General features: G+C 70.7%; 18 protein-coding genes and 1 tRNA gene. 12 read left to right on the top strand and 7 right to left on the bottom strand.

Features of this window, described 5'->3' with window-relative positions:
- Window positions 1–150 precede the first annotated feature (150 nt).
- Together H6G99_RS04125 and H6G99_RS04120 are read left to right on the top strand one after the other, a co-directional pair.
- Entirely contained in the window at window positions 151–390 is a 240-nt protein-coding gene (locus H6G99_RS04125) for a hypothetical protein (RefSeq protein WP_094585324.1), read from the top strand.
- A 180-nt stretch (window positions 391–570) separates the two neighbouring features.
- Window positions 571–930, top strand: a complete 360-nt coding sequence (locus H6G99_RS04120; RefSeq protein WP_233133902.1) for a cyclic nucleotide-binding domain-containing protein — start codon at window positions 571–573, stop codon at window positions 928–930.
- Here H6G99_RS04120 and speB read toward each other — a convergent pair.
- Window positions 924–1808: an agmatinase gene (gene speB / locus H6G99_RS04115; protein WP_190610079.1), complete on the bottom strand. Its 885-nt coding sequence runs from the start codon at window positions 1806–1808 to the stop codon at window positions 924–926. The genes H6G99_RS04120 and speB overlap by 7 nt on opposite strands.
- Window positions 1805–2698 carry a polyamine aminopropyltransferase gene (gene speE / locus H6G99_RS04110; RefSeq protein WP_190610078.1) on the bottom strand — a complete coding sequence of 298 codons (894 nt, stop codon included), beginning with the start codon at window positions 2696–2698 and terminating at the stop codon, window positions 1805–1807. Before speE ends, speB begins: the two co-directional genes overlap by 4 nt.
- A gap of 57 nt (window positions 2699–2755) precedes the next feature.
- Here speE and H6G99_RS04105 point away from each other — a divergent pair, with 57 nt between their 5' ends.
- Window positions 2756–3499: a carbonic anhydrase gene (locus H6G99_RS04105; RefSeq protein WP_190610076.1), complete on the top strand. Its 744-nt coding sequence runs from the start codon at window positions 2756–2758 to the stop codon at window positions 3497–3499.
- Window positions 3496–3930 (top strand): alternative ribosome rescue aminoacyl-tRNA hydrolase ArfB, encoded by a 435-nt coding sequence (gene arfB / locus H6G99_RS04100; protein WP_190610075.1) that lies wholly within the window; start codon window positions 3496–3498, stop codon window positions 3928–3930. The genes H6G99_RS04105 and arfB overlap by 4 nt, the downstream gene beginning before the upstream one ends.
- On the opposite strand, the gene mazG is transcribed toward arfB, so the two are convergent.
- Window positions 3890–4726: a nucleoside triphosphate pyrophosphohydrolase gene (mazG, locus tag H6G99_RS04095; protein ID WP_502707666.1), complete on the bottom strand. Its 837-nt coding sequence runs from the start codon at window positions 4724–4726 to the stop codon at window positions 3890–3892. The genes arfB and mazG overlap by 41 nt on opposite strands.
- Before the next feature lie 793 nt (window positions 4727–5519).
- On the opposite strand from mazG, the gene H6G99_RS04090 reads away from it, so the two are divergent.
- The 5 genes from H6G99_RS04090 to H6G99_RS04070 all read left to right on the top strand — a co-directional run bounded on the left by H6G99_RS04090 (window position 5520) and on the right by H6G99_RS04070 (window position 9999).
- A complete protein-coding gene (locus H6G99_RS04090) occupies window positions 5520–6527 on the top strand; it encodes a sodium-dependent bicarbonate transport family permease (protein ID WP_190610071.1) in 1008 nt (335 codons plus the stop codon).
- Window positions 6528–6577: 50 nt separating this feature from the next.
- Window positions 6578–6892, top strand: a complete 315-nt coding sequence (locus tag H6G99_RS04085; RefSeq protein ID WP_094585332.1) for a P-II family nitrogen regulator — start codon at window positions 6578–6580, stop codon at window positions 6890–6892.
- Between the two features lie 195 nt (window positions 6893–7087).
- The gene (locus H6G99_RS04080) at window positions 7088–8428 is read left to right on the top strand and encodes a cation:proton antiporter (protein ID WP_190610069.1); all 1341 of its coding nucleotides are present in this window, start codon (window positions 7088–7090) and stop codon (window positions 8426–8428) included.
- Window positions 8429–8492: 64 nt separating this feature from the next.
- Window positions 8493–9464, top strand: coding sequence for an arsenosugar biosynthesis radical SAM (seleno)protein ArsS (arsS, locus tag H6G99_RS04075; RefSeq protein ID WP_190610067.1), 972 nt, complete (start codon window positions 8493–8495; stop codon window positions 9462–9464).
- Between the two features lie 79 nt (window positions 9465–9543).
- Complete coding sequence (locus tag H6G99_RS04070) at window positions 9544–9999, top strand: arsenate reductase ArsC (RefSeq protein WP_190610065.1); 456 nt, start codon at window positions 9544–9546, stop codon at window positions 9997–9999.
- 43 nt (window positions 10000–10042) lie between these two features.
- Here the strand turns inward: H6G99_RS04070 and H6G99_RS04065 are convergent, their stop codons facing one another.
- From H6G99_RS04065 to H6G99_RS04055, 3 genes are read right to left on the bottom strand one after another with little or no spacing between them, the layout of a single operon-like run.
- Window positions 10043–10930 (bottom strand): DUF547 domain-containing protein, encoded by an 888-nt coding sequence (locus H6G99_RS04065; protein WP_353617168.1) that lies wholly within the window; start codon window positions 10928–10930, stop codon window positions 10043–10045.
- 4 nt (window positions 10931–10934) lie between these two features.
- Window positions 10935–12227, bottom strand: a complete 1293-nt coding sequence (locus H6G99_RS04060) for a hypothetical protein (RefSeq protein WP_190610064.1) — start codon at window positions 12225–12227, stop codon at window positions 10935–10937.
- Window positions 12227–12970, bottom strand: a complete 744-nt coding sequence (locus tag H6G99_RS04055; RefSeq protein WP_190610062.1) for a glycosyltransferase family 2 protein — start codon at window positions 12968–12970, stop codon at window positions 12227–12229. Before H6G99_RS04055 ends, H6G99_RS04060 begins: the two co-directional genes overlap by 1 nt.
- A gap of 116 nt (window positions 12971–13086) precedes the next feature.
- Between H6G99_RS04055 and H6G99_RS04050 the strand changes: the two genes are divergently transcribed.
- Together H6G99_RS04050 and H6G99_RS04045 are read left to right on the top strand one after the other, a co-directional pair.
- Complete coding sequence (locus tag H6G99_RS04050) at window positions 13087–15276, top strand: dihydrolipoyl dehydrogenase family protein (protein WP_190610060.1); 2190 nt, start codon at window positions 13087–13089, stop codon at window positions 15274–15276.
- 38 nt (window positions 15277–15314) lie between these two features.
- Window positions 15315–16406 carry a methyltransferase domain-containing protein gene (locus H6G99_RS04045; protein WP_190610058.1) on the top strand — a complete coding sequence of 364 codons (1092 nt, stop codon included), beginning with the start codon at window positions 15315–15317 and terminating at the stop codon, window positions 16404–16406.
- On the opposite strand, the gene H6G99_RS04040 is transcribed toward H6G99_RS04045, so the two are convergent.
- Complete coding sequence (locus tag H6G99_RS04040) at window positions 16348–16914, bottom strand: metal-binding protein (protein WP_190610056.1); 567 nt, start codon at window positions 16912–16914, stop codon at window positions 16348–16350. The genes H6G99_RS04045 and H6G99_RS04040 overlap by 59 nt on opposite strands.
- Before the next feature lie 89 nt (window positions 16915–17003).
- Between H6G99_RS04040 and H6G99_RS04035 the strand changes: the two genes are divergently transcribed.
- Window positions 17004–17075: transfer RNA gene (locus H6G99_RS04035), tRNA-Val, on the top strand.
- The last annotated feature ends 128 nt before the right edge of the window (window positions 17076–17203 follow it).

The raw sequence follows: 17203 nt of genomic DNA, 5'->3' as shown, positions 1-17203 counted from the left end.
CGACCGGCCGGCCAGGGGGACGCCGGAGCAGGGTGGCGCGATCCTATGGAGCGGCGACCTCCAATACCGAAGAAAGCCTGTGATTCGGCTTCCACCCCTATCACACCGGCAAGGAAATGCGTACCTTGAATGGCCCAATGGGTCAAGAGGATGGGCAACCGTCCCAACTGCCGCAGCTGCCGCCACTGCACCCCTCCCGCCGGGGTGGAGATGGGATGGTGCCAGCTGCGTCAGCTCCCCATCCACCCCGAGCTGGTGGCCGAGCTGTGGTGCCACCACTGGACGGCCCGTCCGCCGCGGCTGCCGGTGGTGTCCCCCGAGGCCCTGCTCAAGCAGGCCCGCCATCCGGTGGCCAGCCAGCAGCTGAGCCTGGCCACCGGCCTCTCCTGACGTCAGGCGGACGAAAACATGTGTCGGTTGATGCCTTTTTGGCATTCTTCCGCCGTTTCACCCCGGCTTCTCCTAGCGGAACGCCCCGTTCCGCCCTAGGAAGGCTCAATACGTCCACCCCGACCACGGAGGTCCCCTGCATTGATCAGAACCGCCACATCCCCATCACCCCTTGAGCTGATGGCCGTTCATGTGGATTGTGAGACCTTCACCCTCCCGACCGGCGCCCACGTCTTCTCCCGTGGCGCCACTGCCAACGCCATCTATGCCGTGCGTCGCGGCATCGTCGAGCTGGTGGGCGAGCAGGGCGAAAAAACCTGCTACCGCCCCGGTGAGCTGTTCAGCTACCAGGACATCACCTGGCGCGAACTGAGCCACCGCAGCGACGCCTTCGCCCGCACCCCCGTGGAGGTGCTGCGCCTCGACCGGCTCCGCTTCCTCAACCTGCTGCACAACCACCCCACCCTGGCCGTGCAGCTGATCGGGCAGCAGCACACCCGCCTGCGGGAGCAGCGCGCCAGCGGCACCTGCTGCTACTGAGCCGGGGCGCCTGAGGGCACCGGCCGCCCGAGCAGCAGCAGCAGGCTGCGGGTCACCTTGGCGGCCAGCACGGCGCTGACGCCGCTGGGGTCGAGCTGGGGGGCCAGCTCCACCACGTCGGCGGCCACGAGCCGGTGCTGGCGCAGCTCCTCCACCAGCTCAGCGAACTGGGGCCAGTGGAAGCCTCCGGGTTCGGGCGTGCCCGTGCCCGGCAGCACCGCCGGATCGAACCAGTCGAGGTCAACGGTGAGATACAGGGGCCGGCCCCGCAGGGGTGCCAGCGCCGCCGCCATGGCGTCGATCGGCACCAGGCGGCCGGTGACGCGCAGCTCCTGAAACTCCTCGCGGGTGCCGCTGCGGATGGCGATCTGGCGCAGCTCGCCGCTGGGCAGCACCTCCAGGCAGCGGCGCATGGCGCAGGCGTGGCTGTGGTGGGCCCCGAGCCACTCCTGGCGCAGATCGGCGTGGGCATCGAGCTGCACCAGCACCAGATCGGGATGGCGCCGCGCCACCGCCGCCACCGCCCCGCTGCTGATCGAGTGCTCACCGCCCAGCATCAACGGCGCCAGGCCCAGATCCAGCACCGCCTCAGTCGCCCGGCCCACGGCCTCCACCACCGGCTCGGGGGCGCCGAAGGAGATCGCCACCGCTCCGAGGTCGGCGAAGGCCAGGTCCTCGAGGTCAAGGTCGAGCTGGGGGTCGTAGCTCTCCAGGCCGCTGCTCACATCCCGGATCGCCGCCGGGCCGAAGCGGGCGCCGGGACGGAAGGAGGTGGTGCCGTCGTAGGGAACGCCGAACAGGCCCACGGCGCAGCCGAGGGGGTCGCGGCGGGCGCCCATGTAGATCGCCCCTTCGGTGTCGAACAGCTCCTGGCTCATGACTGGCTCGCCGCGTCGACCAGGGCGCGCTCCACGAAGGCCGGCACCGCCTCGAAGGCCCCCCGCTGCCAGCGGGGCGACCAGATGCTGCAGCCCGGCGCCACCGCCGCGGCCCGCTCCGGCAGCGGCTCCCGGTAGCGGGGGCCGTCGGGGCAGGCGAAGGTCCAGCTCCACCAGCCGCTCGGGTACATCGGCACCCAGCCGTACATCGGATCGGCGTGGCCGAACACCTCGCGCAGCAGCCGCACGGTGTCGATGTGGACCTGGCGGAAGGCCTCGGGGGATTCGCTCTGGGTGGCGAACACGCCGCCGGGGCGCAGCAGGCGGCGGCAGTTCTCGAAGAACGTGCGGTTGAACAGGCCCTCGGCCGGCCCGGCGGGATCGGAGCCGTCCACCAGCACCACGTCGTAGCTGGCGTCAGGGGCGTTGGCCGCCCAGGCGATGCCGTCGCCGACGGTGAGGTGGAAGCGGGGGTCGCTCCAGGCGGCGCCGCCCAGGCTGGGCAGGTGCTTGCGGGAGAGCTCCACCACCAGCCCGTCGATCTCCACCATGTCGAGGTGGGCGACGCCGGGGTGGCGCAGGCACTCGCGGGCGGTGCCGCCGTCACCGCCGCCGATCACCAGCACCCGCTCGATGGAGGCGGCGGCGCAGAGGGCCGGATGGACCAGCGGTTCGTGGTAGTGCCGCTCCTGCCGTTCCGCCGTCATCCAGCAGCCGTCGAGCAGCAGCCCCTTGCCGTAGGTCTGGCTGTCGATGATGGTGATGCGCTGGTAGGGGCTGGTGTGCTCCTCGACCACGGTGGCGGCCAGGCCGTAGCGCACCCCGCCCAGTTCCTCGTCCACCCAGGCGCCCGGGGGGCAGGCGTCGGCCGGTGGCTGTTGCGGTCCCATGCGGTTGGCTCGTGGCTTTCCAGCTAAACCTTCGGCAGGACCCCTTGTCACGGCGCCATGGCACATTCCAGACGCCACCTGCTGAGGCTCCTCGCCCTGGCGGGCGCCAGCGTGGCCCTGGAGACCCTGGCGCCCCGGCCGGCGGCGGCCGCGGCGGCGGACGGCACCCTGACGGAACGGCTCTCGGTGTGCCGCCCCGGCGGCGATCCGCTCCAGGAGCTGCTGCGCCGCAACCGTGACTTCTGCAAGGCCTGGCAGGGCGCCGAGCGCAGCGCCGATCCCCTGTCGCGGGCCACCCTGCTGCACGAGACCTGGCCCATGCACTGCCAGGTGCGCCCCGATGCCCTGGCCGCCGGCCAGCGGCCCTGGGCCTCGGTGCTCTGCTGCGCCGATTCGCGGGTGGCGCCGGAGTGGATCTTCGCCTGCGGGGCCGGGGAACTGTTCGAGGTGCGCAGCGCCGGCAACACGGCCTTCGATGCGGGAGTGGCCTCGCTGGAGTACGCCGTGGCGGAGCTGGCGGTGCCCCTGATCCTGGTGATGGGCCACAGCGGCTGCGGCGCGGTGACCGCCGCGATGGCCAGCAACCCGCTCACGCCCCTGCTGGAGGAGCTGGTGGCGCCGATCCGGGCCAGCCTCGAGCCAGGCGCCGACCTGGCCCAGGCGGTGCGCCACAACGCCGCCGCCGCCGCCAGCGCGCTGCCCCGGCGCAGTGCCCTGCTGCGCCAGGCGGTGACGGAGGGACGGCTGACCATCCAGGCCGCCTACTTCGACATCGGCAGCGGCGAAGTGAGCCTGGTGTGAGCGGCGATCTACCCCTGGGGAACGGCCGGGTGATCCCGGCGGCCGAGCTGGGTTGGCGCTTCTCGCGCGCCTCCGGCCCCGGCGGCCAGGGGGTGAACACCACCGACTCCCGGGTGGAGCTGGTGTACGACCTGGCCGCCAGCGATGCCCTGCCCCCCGCCCTGCGGGAGCGGGCCCTGCGGCGGCTGGCCGGCCGGCTCACCCCGGCCGGCCTGGTGGTCGTGGCGGCGGAGCACCGCTCCCAGTGGCAGAACCGTCAGGCGGCCCAGAAGCGCCTGGTGGAGCTGATCCAGGCGGCGATCGCGCCGCCGCCGCCGCCCCGCCGACCGACCAAGCCCAGCCGGGGCTCGGTGGAGCGGCGGCTGAAGGCCAAGCGCCAGCGGGGATCAATCAAGAACCACCGGCGGCAGGGTCCGCCTGAGGAGGCCTAGGGCCGGGATCCTGCTCGGCACGGATCTGGGCCTTGGCGGCCCGCCAGTGGCCCTCCAGCTCGGCGAGGCCGCGGCCACCGAGGTCGCCGCCCAGGGCGGCCTCGACCCGGGAGAAGCGGTCGAGGAAGCGGCGGTTGGTGCCCGCCAGGCCCTCCTCCGGGTCAATACCGCACCAGCGGGCCACGTTCACCAGGGTGAAGAGCACGTCGCCCAGTTCCTCCTGGGCATGGACCCGGTCGCCGCTGGCCACGGCCTCCCGCAGCTCGTCCAGCTCCTCCTGCACCTTGGCCCACACCCCCTCGATGGCGTCCCACTCGAAGCCGGCGGCGGCGGCCTTGCGCGAGATCGTCATGGCGCCGGCGAGGGCGGGCTGGCCGCGCACCTTCTCCGCCAGGCGGTCGCTGAGGGGGCTGGCGCTGGCTGGCTGCTGGCGCTCGGCGGCCTTGATCGCCTCCCAGCTGCGGCGCACGGCCTCCGGATCGTCGGCCCGCTCCGCCGCCGGATCGAACACGTGCGGGTGGCGGCGCACCAGTTTGGCGGCGATGGCGCGGGCGACGGCGGCCAGGTCGAAGCGCCCCGCCTCACTGGCGATGCGGGCGTGCAGGACCACCTGCAGCAGCAGGTCCCCCAGCTCTTCGGCCAGGTGATCGTCGTCGCCGCGGCGGATCGCATCGGCCACCTCATGGGCCTCCTCGAGCACGTAGGGGATCAGGGTGCTGTGGGTCTGGGCCAGGTCCCAGGGGCAGCCGCCCTCCGGGTCCCGCAGCCGGTCCACGATCGCCACCAGTTCCGCCATGGCCTCCAGCGCGGACCCATCGGCTTGGGATGCGGCAAGCGGCCTGACATCGGACATCGCAGGGAGGCGTGAACCACGGGAACCATCCTTGGCGATGGCGGCGCGGGCGTTCACGGAAGGGGCCGGGTGGATCCTGGCGGTGGCTGCAGCTACCCATGGCGGTTGCTGTGACTACCTCAGGGATGGGATCGGCGAGGGTCCGATCCTCACTCCAAGCTCAGCCTGAGAGAGGTTCCGACCCCATCCCATCGCCGCCTGGCGCCGCTGAGGAGCTGCTCCGGGCGCATGGTGGTCGATGACACCACGGCTGGCATCGGCGACCACAGGGCATGGCACCGGGGCGATCGATCGCGCTCTGCAGCAATAACCCATCGGGCGGCAGCAGGACCGGCCTCCATGAGCCCAACCGACGCCATGTGATCGCCTTGCCATCATCCGAGTGCCGCCGGAGGCCTTGCGGGGCAATGGGAATGGCCAGAAGAGACCTCAAGGGGCCAGCTGGGTACGCTCCATCCGCCAGCACGAACACGGACCGGCTACAGACACAAGACAGCACCGTGACTGGCATCAAAGAGTGACCGCCATGTCAAGACTGATGAATCACAGCGATGGCGCAGAGATCACCGAGGTTTGATTCCATGGAACGGACACCATCTTCCGACACAGCAGAAACTCAGAAACGGGCAAGGAGCACCCGCGAGACGCCGACTTCACACTTTGTTACTTTCGACGGACGAGCTGTGGCGGCTGCTACCTTTCACGGCCACTCAACCGAAGCGATCGCCGGCACCACGTGACATTCCTTTCTGACTTTCTCCCGCTCTTCCTGGAGCAGCTTCAGTCCCCGACCCTGGGATTTCTGATCGGCGGGATCATCGTGGCCGCCCTTGGCAGCGAGCTGGCCATCCCCGATTCGATCTACAAGTTCATCAGCTTCTTCCTGCTGATGAAGATCGGCCTGACGGGCGGCATCGCGATTCGTAATTCCAACCCCTCCGAAATTCTTCTGCCGGCGCTGGCAGCAGTGCTGGTTGGCATCGCGATCGTCTTCATCGCCCGCTGGACCCTGGGCAAGCTGCCCGGCATCAGCGTGCCCGATGCCGTGGCCACCGGCGGTCTGTTCGGCGCGGTGAGTGGCTCCACGCTGGCGGCCGTGCTGCCCCAGCTGGATTCCGCCAAGATCCCCTATGAGGCCTGGACGGCAGCCCTCTACCCCTTCATGGACATTCCGGCGCTGGTGACGGCCATCGTGGTCGCCAGCGTCTACCTGTCCAAGAAGAGCGGCAACACCTCCGAGAAAATCGAAATCTGGCCGATCATCAAGGAAAGCATCCAGAGTTCGGCCGTCACGTCGCTGCTGCTGGGCGTGGCCCTGGGCATCCTCACCAAGCCTGAGCCCGTCTACGAGAGCTTCTTCAACCCCCTGTTCCGCGGCTTCCTGGCAGTACTGATGATCATCATGGGTATGGAGGCCGCCCAGCGGATGAACGAGCTGCGCAAGGTGGCCCAGTGGTTTGCCATCTATGCCTTCATCTCCCCCATCGTCCATGGCTTCCTGGCCTTTGGCCTCGGCCTGATCATCCACAAGCTCACCGGCTTCAGCATCGGCGGCGCCGTGGTGCTGGCGGTGATCGCCGCCTCCAGCTCGGACATCTCGGGCCCGCCCACCCTGCGTGCCGGCATCCCCTCGGCGAATCCCTCGGCCTACATCGGTGCTTCCACGGCCATTGGCACGCCTGTGGCGATCGCCATCTGCATCCCCCTGTTCATCGGGATTGCAGAAGTGCTCCTCGGCAAGTAAAGTTCAAAACCTATCCATTCCCTACACCCGGCCAATCTGAGGTCAAACCCATGAGTCAACAGGTCTGGAAGTTGGTGATCGTTGGAGAGGAAATCCTCTCCAAGAAACTCATCAAGCTCATCAAGGCGGCAGGCGCCACCGGTTATACCGTCAATGCCGCTGGCGGCGAAGGCAGCCGCAATGTGCGCTCCACGGGCGAGCCGAGTGTGTCCCACACCCTCTCCAATGTGAAGATCGAAGTGCTCACGGGCACCCGCGAACTGGCCGACACCATCACCCGTCAGATCGAAGCCAAGTTCTACGCCGACTACTCGATCATCACCTACATCTACCAGGTGGAAGCCCTGCGCGACCACAAGTTCTGATCCATCGGGTTCCTTAGTCCCCACCCGTTCCTGCCCGGACGGGTGGGGTTCTTCCAGGCCACCCTGGCTTGGATCAACGCCATCGATCACCAGCGCTGATCGGATCCATCACGGGATCCTTTGGTTTCTGGTGTCGTCAAGACAACAGTTCAAGCCTCCTTCCCTCTAAAACTGCACCCACCCGTACCCCACCTGATGGATCTGCTGCCCACCTTGCTGATGGAAGTCGGCAGCCACCAGGTTGAAGTGACGGAAACCCTGATCGGGGTTGGCCGTTTTCTGGTGATTTTCGTGGCGGCCCGCTTCATGGCGGAGCTGATGGTGCGCCTGCAGTTGCCCACCATCCTCGGCGAACTGGTCGCCGGTGTGATCATCGGCGCCTCCGGCCTGCACCTGGTGGTGCCCCCCGAGGCCCAGGCCCAGCTGAGCGGCGCTCTGCTCGGGATGCTGAGCTCCCTGGGCGGCATGAGCCCGGAGTCCATCAGTTCTCTGTATTCCGAGACGTTTTCCAGCCTGAAGGTGGTGGCCGAGATCGGCCTCTTTTCCCTGCTGTTCCTCACGGGCCTGGAGAGCGAGCTGGATGAACTGGTGGCCGTGGGCATCCAGGCCGGCACCGTGGCCTTCACCGGCGTGGCGCTGCCCTTCGCCGCCGGCACCGCCGGGCTGTACTACCTCTTCCATGTGCCGTTCATCCCGGCCGTGTTCGCCGGTGCCGCCATGACGGCCACCTCGATCGGCATCACGGCGAGCGTGTTCGGTGAGCTGCAGTGGCTGAAGCGCAAGGAGGGCCAGATCGTCATCGGTGCCGCCGTGCTCGACGACATCCTCGGCATCGTGATCCTGGCGGTGGTGGTGTCCCTGGCCGGCGGCGGTTCCTTCACCCTCGGACCAGTTATCCAGCTGTGCGTCGCGGCGGTGATCTTCGTGGCCGTGGCCCTGGTGCTCAGCCGTTTCGCCGCCCCCGGCTTCGACTGGGTGGTGGATCAGCTCAAGGCCCCCGGCGATGTGGCGGTGGCCAGCTTCGTGGTGCTCACCCTCTGCTGCTTCGCCGCCCAGGCCATCGGCCTGGAGGCAGCCCTGGGCGCCTTCGCCGCCGGCCTGATCCTCAGCGCCTCCAAGCACACCCACGACATCGAAGCCGCCGTCAAACCCCTGGTGGCCCTGTTCGCCACGGTGTTCTTCGTGCTGATCGGCACCGGCATGGACCTCTCGGTGCTCAACCCCTTCGATCCCGCCAACCGCGAGGGGCTGGTGGTGGCCCTGTTCCTGCTGGTGGTGGCCGTGGCCGGCAAGGTGGCCACGGGCTGGACCTACACCAGCAAAGACCCCACCAACCGCCTGGTGGTGGGTCTGGGGATGATGCCCCGCGGCGAGGTGGGTCTGATCTTCCTGGGTCTGGGAACCCAGGCCAACATCCTCACCCCGGCCCTCGAAGCCGCCATCCTGTTGATGGTGATCGGCACCACCTTCCTGGCCCCGATTCTGCTGCGGCTCGTGATCGGTGGTCAGAAGGAGACGGCAGCCCAGCCCAGCTGAGCTGCCGCCAGGCCCATCCGATTCGCCGCCCGGCCGGTACCTCCGGTAGCCATCCCCTCCATCCATGGGCGTTGCCGATCCGAACGGCCCCACCACCACCCTGGCCCCGCCGTTCCCGGCCCTGCGCCGCAGCCGCCTCGACACCCTGCAGGTGAACCTGGGCTACCGCTGCAACCAGAGCTGCAGCCACTGCCATGTGAACGCCGGCCCCAGCCGCACCGAGATGATGGAGGCGGCCACCATCGCCCTGGTGCCGGCGGTGCTGCGGGCCCGGGCGATCGCCAGCCTAGATCTCACCGGCGGCGCCCCGGAGCTGCACCCGGGCTTCCGCGACCTGGTGCGCCAGGCCCGGGGGCTGGGGGTGGCGGTGATCGACCGCTGCAACCTCACCATCCTCAGTGAGCCCGGCCAGGAGGACCTGGCCGCCTTCCTGGCCCAGCAGGGGGTGAAGGTGGTGGCCTCCCTGCCCTGCTACCTCGCCGACAACGTCGACCGGCAGCGGGGCGATGGGGTGTTCGAGCGCAGCCTCGCGGGCCTGCGCCAGCTCAACGCCCTCGGCTACGGCGATCCGGACTCCGGCCTGGAGCTGGATCTGGTGTACAACCCCCAGGGCCCCAGCCTGCCGCCGCCCCAGGCGGCCCTGGAGGCCGACTACCGGCGGGAGCTGGCCGATCGCTTCGGGCTGCGCTTCAACCGCCTGTTCACGATCACCAACATGCCCATCCAGCGCTTCGCGGCGGTGCTGCGGCAGCAGGGGCAGCTGGAGGGCTACATGGCGCTGCTGCGCCAGCACCACAACCCGGCCAACCTGGCCCAGGTGATGTGCCGCAGCACCCTCAGCGTCGACTGGCAGGGCTTCCTGTACGACTGCGACTTCAACCAGATGCTCGGCCTGCCCATCGGCCAGGGCAGCCCCCGGGCCCACCTGCGCCAGCTGCTGGAGCGGGACCCTGATGGGGAGACGATCGTCGTGGCCGACCACTGCTTCGGCTGCACCGCCGGCGCCGGCTCCAGCTGCGGTGGGGCGTTGAGCTGAGGCCCCTCGGCCCGCTCTGAAGCCCCCGCTCGAGCCAGCGAGTGACAGGAATCCCCCTTTCCCAACCATGACCAATCCGATGCCATCCACCCGCCCCGGCGGGGCCGCCCGACGGCGGGTGCTCGTGGTCTGCACCGGCAACTCGGCGCGCAGCATCATGGCCGAAGCGCTCTTCCAGACCCTGGGCGCGGGGGCGATCGAGGTCGTCAGCGCCGGCAGTGCCCCGACGGGTCAGGTCCATCCCCTGGCCCTGGAGCAGATCGGCCGTCTTCCCGTGGACCCGTCCAGGTACGGCAGCAAAAGCCTGGCGTCGGTGCTGGAGGCGGCGACGACGCCGTTCGATCTGGTGGTCACGGTCTGCGACCACGCGGCCGAGAGCTGCGGCACGTTCCCGGGTGACCCGGCCAGGGTGCACTGGGGCCTGGCCGATCCAGCCGCCCACCAGGAACCCCAGCAGGCCCGACAGGCCTTCTCCGCCTGCTTCGATGAGCTGGCCGAACGCATCGGTGCCCTGCTGAAGGAGCCGGTCGCCTGAGCGACGGCCAGCACATCGCCAGGGCCTTGAGAAGGGTCAGGCCTCAGGGGCTCTGGCGATTCAGGTCCCAGTTGTAGGGGAGGTAGGCGAAGCGGTAGTCGCCGCCCAGGATCAGGGCGCGCTCGGCGGCGGGGCGGTAGCGGGCGATGAAGCGCAGCACGGCGCTCTGCTTCTCGTGGCCCGGCACAGGCTCCGCCTGCGGATCGGCCCGCTGCCAGTCCTCGGCGAACCACTGGAAGATCGCGGAGATCCCCAACGTGCCGGCGGCCCGGTCGATCGCCAGGCCCACGGGGCTGGCCAGCCAGCGGGTCGTCTGATCCTCCAGCTGCCGCTCCAGCGCCGCCCCCGTGAAGGCCTCCTGCCGCAACGGCGGGCAGCTGATGGCGGCGCACACCAGGGCCGCGTGGATGCGGGGTTCGTTGTATTCACGCCGCAGGATCTCGTGCTCGATCGCATCGAGGGTGAGGCCGCGGCCCATCAGCTGGTGGCGGCGGAACTTCCAGACGCCGGGAATCGCCTTGATGCTGGGCCGGATCGGATCGTTGTCGATGATCGCGCGCAGGGTGAAGGCGTTGTAGGCGTTGATCAGCAGGGCGATCTGCTCGGCCTCCGGCCAGGAGGCGAAGCGCTCGGGGGCCAGGGCGCCCAGCGCCTTGATGTAGCGATCGAGCTGGGCCGGATCCCGCTGCAGGGCGGCGTAATCCACCAGACCCTGGCCATCCACCACCGACCGCAGCACCGCGTTGTAGGGGCCGGGATCAAGGGGCGGCTGGGGGGCGGTGGCCACCGGGGACGGGCGGCCGGCCTCGGCGGACGTCCACGGGGCCGGCCCGCCGCCGCAGCCCGTGGCGGTGATCAGCACCAGGCCGCAGGCCAGCAGCAGCGGGGTGCGGGAGCGGGCACGGACCATGGCGAAGCGGAGAAACACCACGGGTTTACCGGCCAGGGGCCGATTCGGTTCGATCCCGGGCGCTGAGCAGCAGTCCCAGCAGCAGGGGCAGCCACAGCAGCAGCCGCTCCGGGGTGGTGAGCTGCCAGTCCGGCAGGCGTGAGGGCAGCACGAAATAGACGAACGCCGAAAGGCTCACCAGCCGCGCCCCCCAGTTCTGGCTGGGCACGGCGAAGGGCATCAGCCAGATGAAGTACCACCCGTGCACCACCGGCGAGAGCAGCAGCAGGGCCAGCAGGTAGCGCCAGGCGAAGACCCCCAGCCGGGCGCTGGTGACCAGCAGCACCAGCAGCACCGGCAGCAGCAGCAGCCCATGCACCGCATTGGTCTGCTGGCTCCAGGGCCAGAGCTGGCCGATCCAGTGCGGCAGCCACTCGGCGCTGCGGCCGTGGCGGATGAAGCTGGAGCCGGTGGGCAGCAGCGGGCAGCTGCTCAGGCCGCAGAACAGGGAGGCCCCCAGCAGCAGCGGCGCCAGGCCCAGCAGCAGGGTGGCCAGCACCGGGGCAGGCCGCCGGAAGCGGCGCCAGCGGCTCCAGGCCCGCTGCAGCAACAGCGGCAGGGTGATCCACTTGAGGGCCACGCTCAGGCCCAGCAGCAGGTCGATGCAGGCCTGGGGGCGTTGGCCCTGGGGCGGGGGCTCCCGCTCGGCCAGCAGCCAGCCGGCCACCAGCGGCAGCAGGAACCAGCTGTCGTAGTGCCCGCCGCCGCTGAGGCCATAGATCACCAGCGGGTTCCAGGCGTAGAGCGCCGCCCGCGCCGTTCCGAACCGGGCCGCCAGCAGGCCGGCGATGGCCAGGTCGGCGGCCGTGAACGACAGCTTGAACAGCAGCACCTGCTGGGCCACGGCGGCATGGAGCCGGAACAGCAGCTGCGCCAGGGGCGGGTAGATGGCGGTGGTGTCGGGGTGGTTGATCGACGACCACCAGGGCGTGCGCAACCCCTCCAGCGCCGCGGCGTCCGGGGGCAGCGCATAGGGACTGAACCCATGCAGCTGGATCCCCCCCTCCCAGAGGTACCGCCAGATGTCGTCGCCGGGCTCCATGGCCAGCAGGGCCAGCCGCGTCAGCACCGCCACGGCCCAGAACAGGGCGCGGGGGATGGTGGGCAACGACCAGGAGAGGGCGAAACCCAGGCCCATCACCGCGGCCGCCCGCCAGAACGGCAGCAGCTGGGCGGCATCGAACAGGTCGCCGTGGGGGCGCATCAGCAGCGCCCCGCCGATCAGCAGCAGGGCACTGGCCGGCAGTTGCAGGCGCCGCAGCCGGGCCGTCAGCGCCATCACCGCTGGCCTCGCTGCAGGGATCGCCGCAGGGGTCGCCGCAGCCAGAGGCCGCCCAGGGTGGTGAGGATCACCCATCCGGCCCGGAGGCTGGCGCCCCAGCGCCCGGAAATCTTCGAGGCGCCGGCCAGGCGCGGGCGATGGGAGATCGGCACCTCGCGGATGCGCAGGCCCAGCTCGATGGCCCGCACCTGCATCTCCAGGGTCCAGCCATAGCCCCGGTCGCGCAGGGCCATCGCCGCGAAGGCCTCGCGCCGCACCAGCCGCAGCGGCCCCATGTCGCGGTAACGGAACCCCCAGCCCAGGCCGATGAGCGTCGTGGCCAGCCGGTTGCCGCCCCGCTGCAGGGGGGTGAGCGAGGCGCGGCCCACGGCGGTGGCGGTGCGGTCGCCGAGCAGCAGGTCGTGGTCGTCGATGAGCTCCAGGAAGCGGGGCAGTTCCTCGAGCGGGTCGCCGCCATCGCCATCGCAGAACAGCAGCCAGTCCACGTCGGGGGCGAGATCGAGGCACCCCCGCCAGCAGGCCCGGCCGTAGCCGGGACGGGGTTCGCTGAGCACCTCAGCCCCCAGCTGGCGGGCGATGGCGGCGGTGCCATCGCTGCTGCCGTTGTCGACCACCCGGATGCGGTCGAGTCCCTGGCGGCGCAGCTGGCCGATGACGTGGCCGATCGTCTGGCGTTCGTCACGCGCCGGAATCACCACCTGGATGGCCCCCATCGCCATGGCCGATCCCGGATTGGGCATGGAATTCCCCTGCTGATGAACGTACCGGCGAAGGGAGCGAATGGATGGCCGCCCGCCAGGGGCCGGGGCCATCCGAAACGGCGGCTCGCCGGTAGGAAGGGGGAACGGCTTTCCCCATGGCCCCACCGCTCTCGCCTTCCCGCTGGCGCCAGCTGCTGCTGATCGCCGCCATCGCCCTGGTGGTGGTCCTGTTCTTCGCGCTGGGCCTGCACCGCCAGCTCACCCTGGAGGCCCTGCAGGCGGCCCATGGCGCCCTGCTGGAGCAGCGCCGCCAGACCCCCCTGCCGGTGGCGGGCGCCTACCTGCTGCTCTACGTGCTGGTGGCGGCCCTGTCGCTGCCGGGGGCCGCGGTGCTCACCCTGGCCGGCGGGGCGCTGTTCGGCGTCGGGCTCGGCACCCTGCTGGTGTCATTCGCCTCCAGCATCGGCGCCCTGCTGGCCTTCCTGGTGGCCCGCACCCTGCTGCGGGATCCGGTTCGGCGACGCTTCGCCCGCCAGCTGGCGCCGATCGAGGCCGGGGTGGCCCGCGACGGGGTGCTCTACCTGCTCAGCCTGCGGCTGGCGCCGGTGTTCCCCTTCTTCCTGGTGAACCTGCTGATGGCGCTGACGCCGATCCGGGCCGCCAGCTTTTACCTCACCAGCCAGATCGGCATGCTTCCAGGCACCTTCGTCTACGTGAACGCCGGCACCCAGCTGGCCCAGCTGCGCGGGATCGGCGGCATCCTCAGCCCGCCGCTGCTGGGGTCGCTGCTGCTGCTGGCCCTGTTCCCCTGGCTGGCCAAGGCGGCCCTGGGCCGCTGGCAGACCTGGCGGCTCTACCGCCGCTGGCCGCGGCCGCGCCGCTTCGACCGCAACCTGATCGTGATCGGCGCCGGAGCGGCGGGGCTGGTGACCGCCTACATCGCCGCCACCGTCAAGGCGCGGGTGACCCTGGTGGAGCGCGGCGCCATGGGCGGCGACTGCCTCAACACCGGCTGCGTGCCCAGCAAGGCACTGATCAGCTCGGCCCGGCTGGCGGCGCGCCTGCGCCGGGCCGACCGCTACGGACTCGAACCGCAGGAGCCGCGGCCCAACCTGCGCCGGGTGCTGGAGCGGGTGGCCGCCAAGGTGGCGGCCGTGGCCCCCCACGACAGCGTCAAGCGCTACGAGGGCCTGGGGGTGGAGGTGCTGCGCGGCCAGGCCCGTCTGCTCGATCCCTGGACGGTGGCGATCCGCACCGGCGCGGGCACCGAACAGCGGCTCACGGCCCGGGCGATCGTGCTGGCCACCGGCGCTGAACCGGTGCTGCCCGACTGGCCGGGCAGCGAAGCGGTGCCCCTGCTGACCAGCGAGACCGTCTGGGGCTGGCTGGCCCAGTGCCCACTGGAGCGCCCGCGGCTGGTGGTGCTCGGGGGCGGGCCGATCGCCTGTGAGCTGGCCCAGGCCCTGGCCCAGCTGGGCCTGCCGATCACCCAGATCCAGCGCAGCGACCGGCTGCTGCGTAAGGAGGACGCCGATGTGGCCGCCGAGGTGCGGCAGGCCCTGGAGGAGGACGGCGTGACCCTGCACATGGACACCGAGGTGCTTGGCTTCGAGCGGGATCCCGCCCCCGGCGGGGCGGCGACGGTGCTGGTGCAGCAAGGGGAGCGGCGGGAGCGGATCGCCTGCGACGCCGTGCTCTGCGCCCTGGGCCGCCGCGCCCGGCTGCAGGGCTACGGGCTCGAGGAGCTGGGGATTCCCACCGGCGCCACGATCACCACCAACGCCTTCCTGCAGACGCTCTACCCGAACATCTACGCCGCCGGCGATGTGGCCGGGCCGTTCCAGTTCACCCACACCGCCGCCCACCAGGCCTGGTATGCGGCGGTCAACGCCCTGTTCGGCCAGGTGCGCTCCTTCCAGGTGGACAACCGCGTCATCCCGCGCACCACGTTCACCGACCCAGAGGTGGCCACGGTGGGGCTCACCGAAGCCGAGGCGGCGGCCCGGGGGGTGGCGGTGGAGGTGACCCGATTCCCCCTGCACGAGCTCGACCGTGCCATCGTCGAGAGCGCCGAGCGGGGGTTCGTGAAAGTGCTCACCCCACCGGGCAGCGACCGGATCCTGGGCGCCACGATCGTGGCCGAGCACGCCGGCGAACTGCTGGCCGAGTTCGTGCTGGCCATGAAATGGGGCCTGGGACTGGGCAGGATCTTCGGGACGATCCACGCCTACCCCACCCTGGCCGAGGCCAGCAAGTACACCGCCGCCGCCTGGAAGAAGCAACGGGTGCCCCAGCACCTGCTGCCCTGGCTGCGCCGCTACCACACCTGGCGGCGCCGCGGCTGAGCCCGACACCGCCCCCATCCACCCCCACGCCCCCCCCGATGACCAGCGCCGCCGATCTGCACCGCAGCGTTCAGGAGTACTACGGCTCCACCCTCAGCAGCAGCGACGATCTGCGCACCAGCGCCTGCTGTGATGCCAGCAGCGTGCCGCCGGCGCTGCGGCCCCTGCTGGCCCGGATCCACCCCGAGGTACTCAGCCGCTACTACGGCTGCGGCCTGGTGGCCCCGCCGCTGCTGGAGGGCCTGCGGGTGCTCGACCTGGGCTGCGGGAGTGGGCGCGATGTGTACCTGCTGGCCCAGCTGGTGGGGGCCGGCGGCGAGGTGGTGGGCGTTGACATGACGCCGGAGCAGCTGGAGGTGGCCCGGCGCCACATCGACCACCACGCCGAGGTGTTCGGCTACGCCAACGTGCAGTTTCTGGAGGGCCGCATCGAGCAGCTGGAGGCGCTGCCCCTGGAGCCCGGCAGCTTCGATCTGGTGATCTCCAACTGCGTGGTGAACCTCTCGGCCGACAAGCTGGCGGTGCTCAACGGGGTGCGGCGGCTGCTGAAGCCCGGCGGTGAGTTCTTCTTCGCCGACGTCTACGCCGACCGGCGCGTGCCCGAGGCCCTGCGCCACGACCCGGTGCTGCACGGCGAATGCCTCAGCGGCGCCCTCTACTGGAACGATTTCCTGCGGCTGGCGCGCCAGTCCGGCTTCGCCGATGCCCGCCTGGTGAGCGACCGGCCCCTGGAGATCACCGACCCGGAGCTGGCCGCCCGCACCGGCGCGATCCGCTTCTTCTCCGCCACCTACCGGCTGTTCCAGATCGAGGCCCTGGAGGACGCCTGCGAGGACCACGGGCAGGCGGTGATCTATCGGGGGAGCATCACCGGCCACCCCGACGCCCTGCCCTTCGACAAGCACCACCACATCGAGACGGGGCGGGTGTTTCCGGTCTGCGGCAACACCTTCCGGATGCTCGCGGAGAGCCGGCTGGCGCCCCACTTCGACTTCATCGGCGATTTCAGCCGTCATTACGGCCTGTTCGAGGGCTGCGGCAGCGCCATTCCCTTCGACGGGGGGGTCGCCCCTAACGCCGACGCCCCCGCCGCCGCGCCAGCCCCCGCCAGCGGCGGCTCCTGCTGCTGAGGCGGCTGAGCCGACGCCCCAGGGCGCGAAGGGGCCGCGGCAGCCGCGGGATCGGATCGCCGTCCTGGAGCAGGTGCAGCCAGCTGCTGGCCTCCAGGCCCACGAACGCCGCGATCAGCAGGGGCCGCTGGGAGCCCCAGAGTTCCCGGCCCTGCTGCAGCAGCTCGCCGGGCGCCGGGGCGCCCAGGGGCCCGAGGGCGGCGCAGGCGGCCAGCACCAGCGCCGCCAGCCAGAGGAGTCGCAGGCTGGTGCCCAGCAGGGGGCTGTGGGAGAGCAGGGAGCGGTGGCTGAGCAGGCGCCGGTAGGGCCACCAGAGCAGCCGCAGGGGACCCCAGCGGCGGGTGGCGTTGGAGCGGGTGTCGAGGTCGGGGGAGAGCCAGAGGCCGCCCAGCAGGAAGGCGCCGGTGGCGACGGCCACCCCCGCCGGCCCCAGGGCCGGCCCCCAGAGCAGCCCGAAGGGCAGGGCCAGCCAGCGGGTGGCGCGATCGTGGCGGCGGCCGCTGGCCATGGCCGGGCTCCGGACGCTGCCGGCAAGGTACCGGCCGCCGGCCGCCGATGTCTGGTCCGCGTCGCCCCCTCCGCCAGAATGGGGCCACCGCCCGATTAGCTCAGCGGTAGAGCGCCTGCCTTACAAGCAGGATGTCGCTGGTTCGAAACCGGCATCGGGCATTCCTCTCACAGCCTCAGATCCCAGGCCAGAACCGCCTTTTGCCAATGGTTCTCAGCCATAGCAGCATGGGACGGGATCGGTCGGAATCGGACGCGTTAGGCCCTTTTGGGCTAGCTTTTTACCCAGG

Origin of the sequence: Synechococcus sp. FACHB-909 (genome assembly GCF_014698945.1) — a bacterium.
In the GTDB taxonomy this organism is placed as follows: domain Bacteria; phylum Cyanobacteriota; class Cyanobacteriia; order PCC-6307; family Cyanobiaceae; genus Cyanobium.
This window is presented reverse-complemented; position numbering and strand designations above follow the sequence as displayed.

What these genes read in the sequence shown, in the direction of transcription:
- H6G99_RS04055 (WP_190610062.1), bottom strand. Translation starts at nt 12,970, where the DNA reads ATGCCCAATCCGGGATCGGCCATGGCGATGGGGGCCATCCAGGTGGTG.
- H6G99_RS04045 (WP_190610058.1), top strand. Translation starts at nt 15,315, where the DNA reads ATGACCAGCGCCGCCGATCTGCACCGCAGCGTTCAGGAGTACTACGGC.
- H6G99_RS04105 (WP_190610076.1), top strand. Translation starts at nt 2,756, where the DNA reads ATGGCACATTCCAGACGCCACCTGCTGAGGCTCCTCGCCCTGGCGGGC.
- H6G99_RS04050 (WP_190610060.1), top strand. Translation starts at nt 13,087, where the DNA reads ATGGCCCCACCGCTCTCGCCTTCCCGCTGGCGCCAGCTGCTGCTGATC.
- H6G99_RS04040 (WP_190610056.1), bottom strand. Translation starts at nt 16,914, where the DNA reads ATGGCCAGCGGCCGCCGCCACGATCGCGCCACCCGCTGGCTGGCCCTG.
- H6G99_RS04120 (WP_233133902.1), top strand. Translation starts at nt 571, where the DNA reads ATGGCCGTTCATGTGGATTGTGAGACCTTCACCCTCCCGACCGGCGCC.
- H6G99_RS04060 (WP_190610064.1), bottom strand. Translation starts at nt 12,227, where the DNA reads ATGGCGCTGACGGCCCGGCTGCGGCGCCTGCAACTGCCGGCCAGTGCC.
- speE (WP_190610078.1), bottom strand. Translation starts at nt 2,698, where the DNA reads ATGGGACCGCAACAGCCACCGGCCGACGCCTGCCCCCCGGGCGCCTGG.
- H6G99_RS04080 (WP_190610069.1), top strand. Translation starts at nt 7,088, where the DNA reads ATGGATCTGCTGCCCACCTTGCTGATGGAAGTCGGCAGCCACCAGGTT.
- H6G99_RS04085 (WP_094585332.1), top strand. Translation starts at nt 6,578, where the DNA reads ATGAGTCAACAGGTCTGGAAGTTGGTGATCGTTGGAGAGGAAATCCTC.
- H6G99_RS04125 (WP_094585324.1), top strand. Translation starts at nt 151, where the DNA reads ATGGGCAACCGTCCCAACTGCCGCAGCTGCCGCCACTGCACCCCTCCC.
- speB (WP_190610079.1), bottom strand. Translation starts at nt 1,808, where the DNA reads ATGAGCCAGGAGCTGTTCGACACCGAAGGGGCGATCTACATGGGCGCC.
- H6G99_RS04070 (WP_190610065.1), top strand. Translation starts at nt 9,544, where the DNA reads ATGCCATCCACCCGCCCCGGCGGGGCCGCCCGACGGCGGGTGCTCGTG.
- arsS (WP_190610067.1), top strand. Translation starts at nt 8,493, where the DNA reads ATGGGCGTTGCCGATCCGAACGGCCCCACCACCACCCTGGCCCCGCCG.
- mazG (WP_502707666.1), bottom strand. Translation starts at nt 4,726, where the DNA reads ATGGCGGAACTGGTGGCGATCGTGGACCGGCTGCGGGACCCGGAGGGC.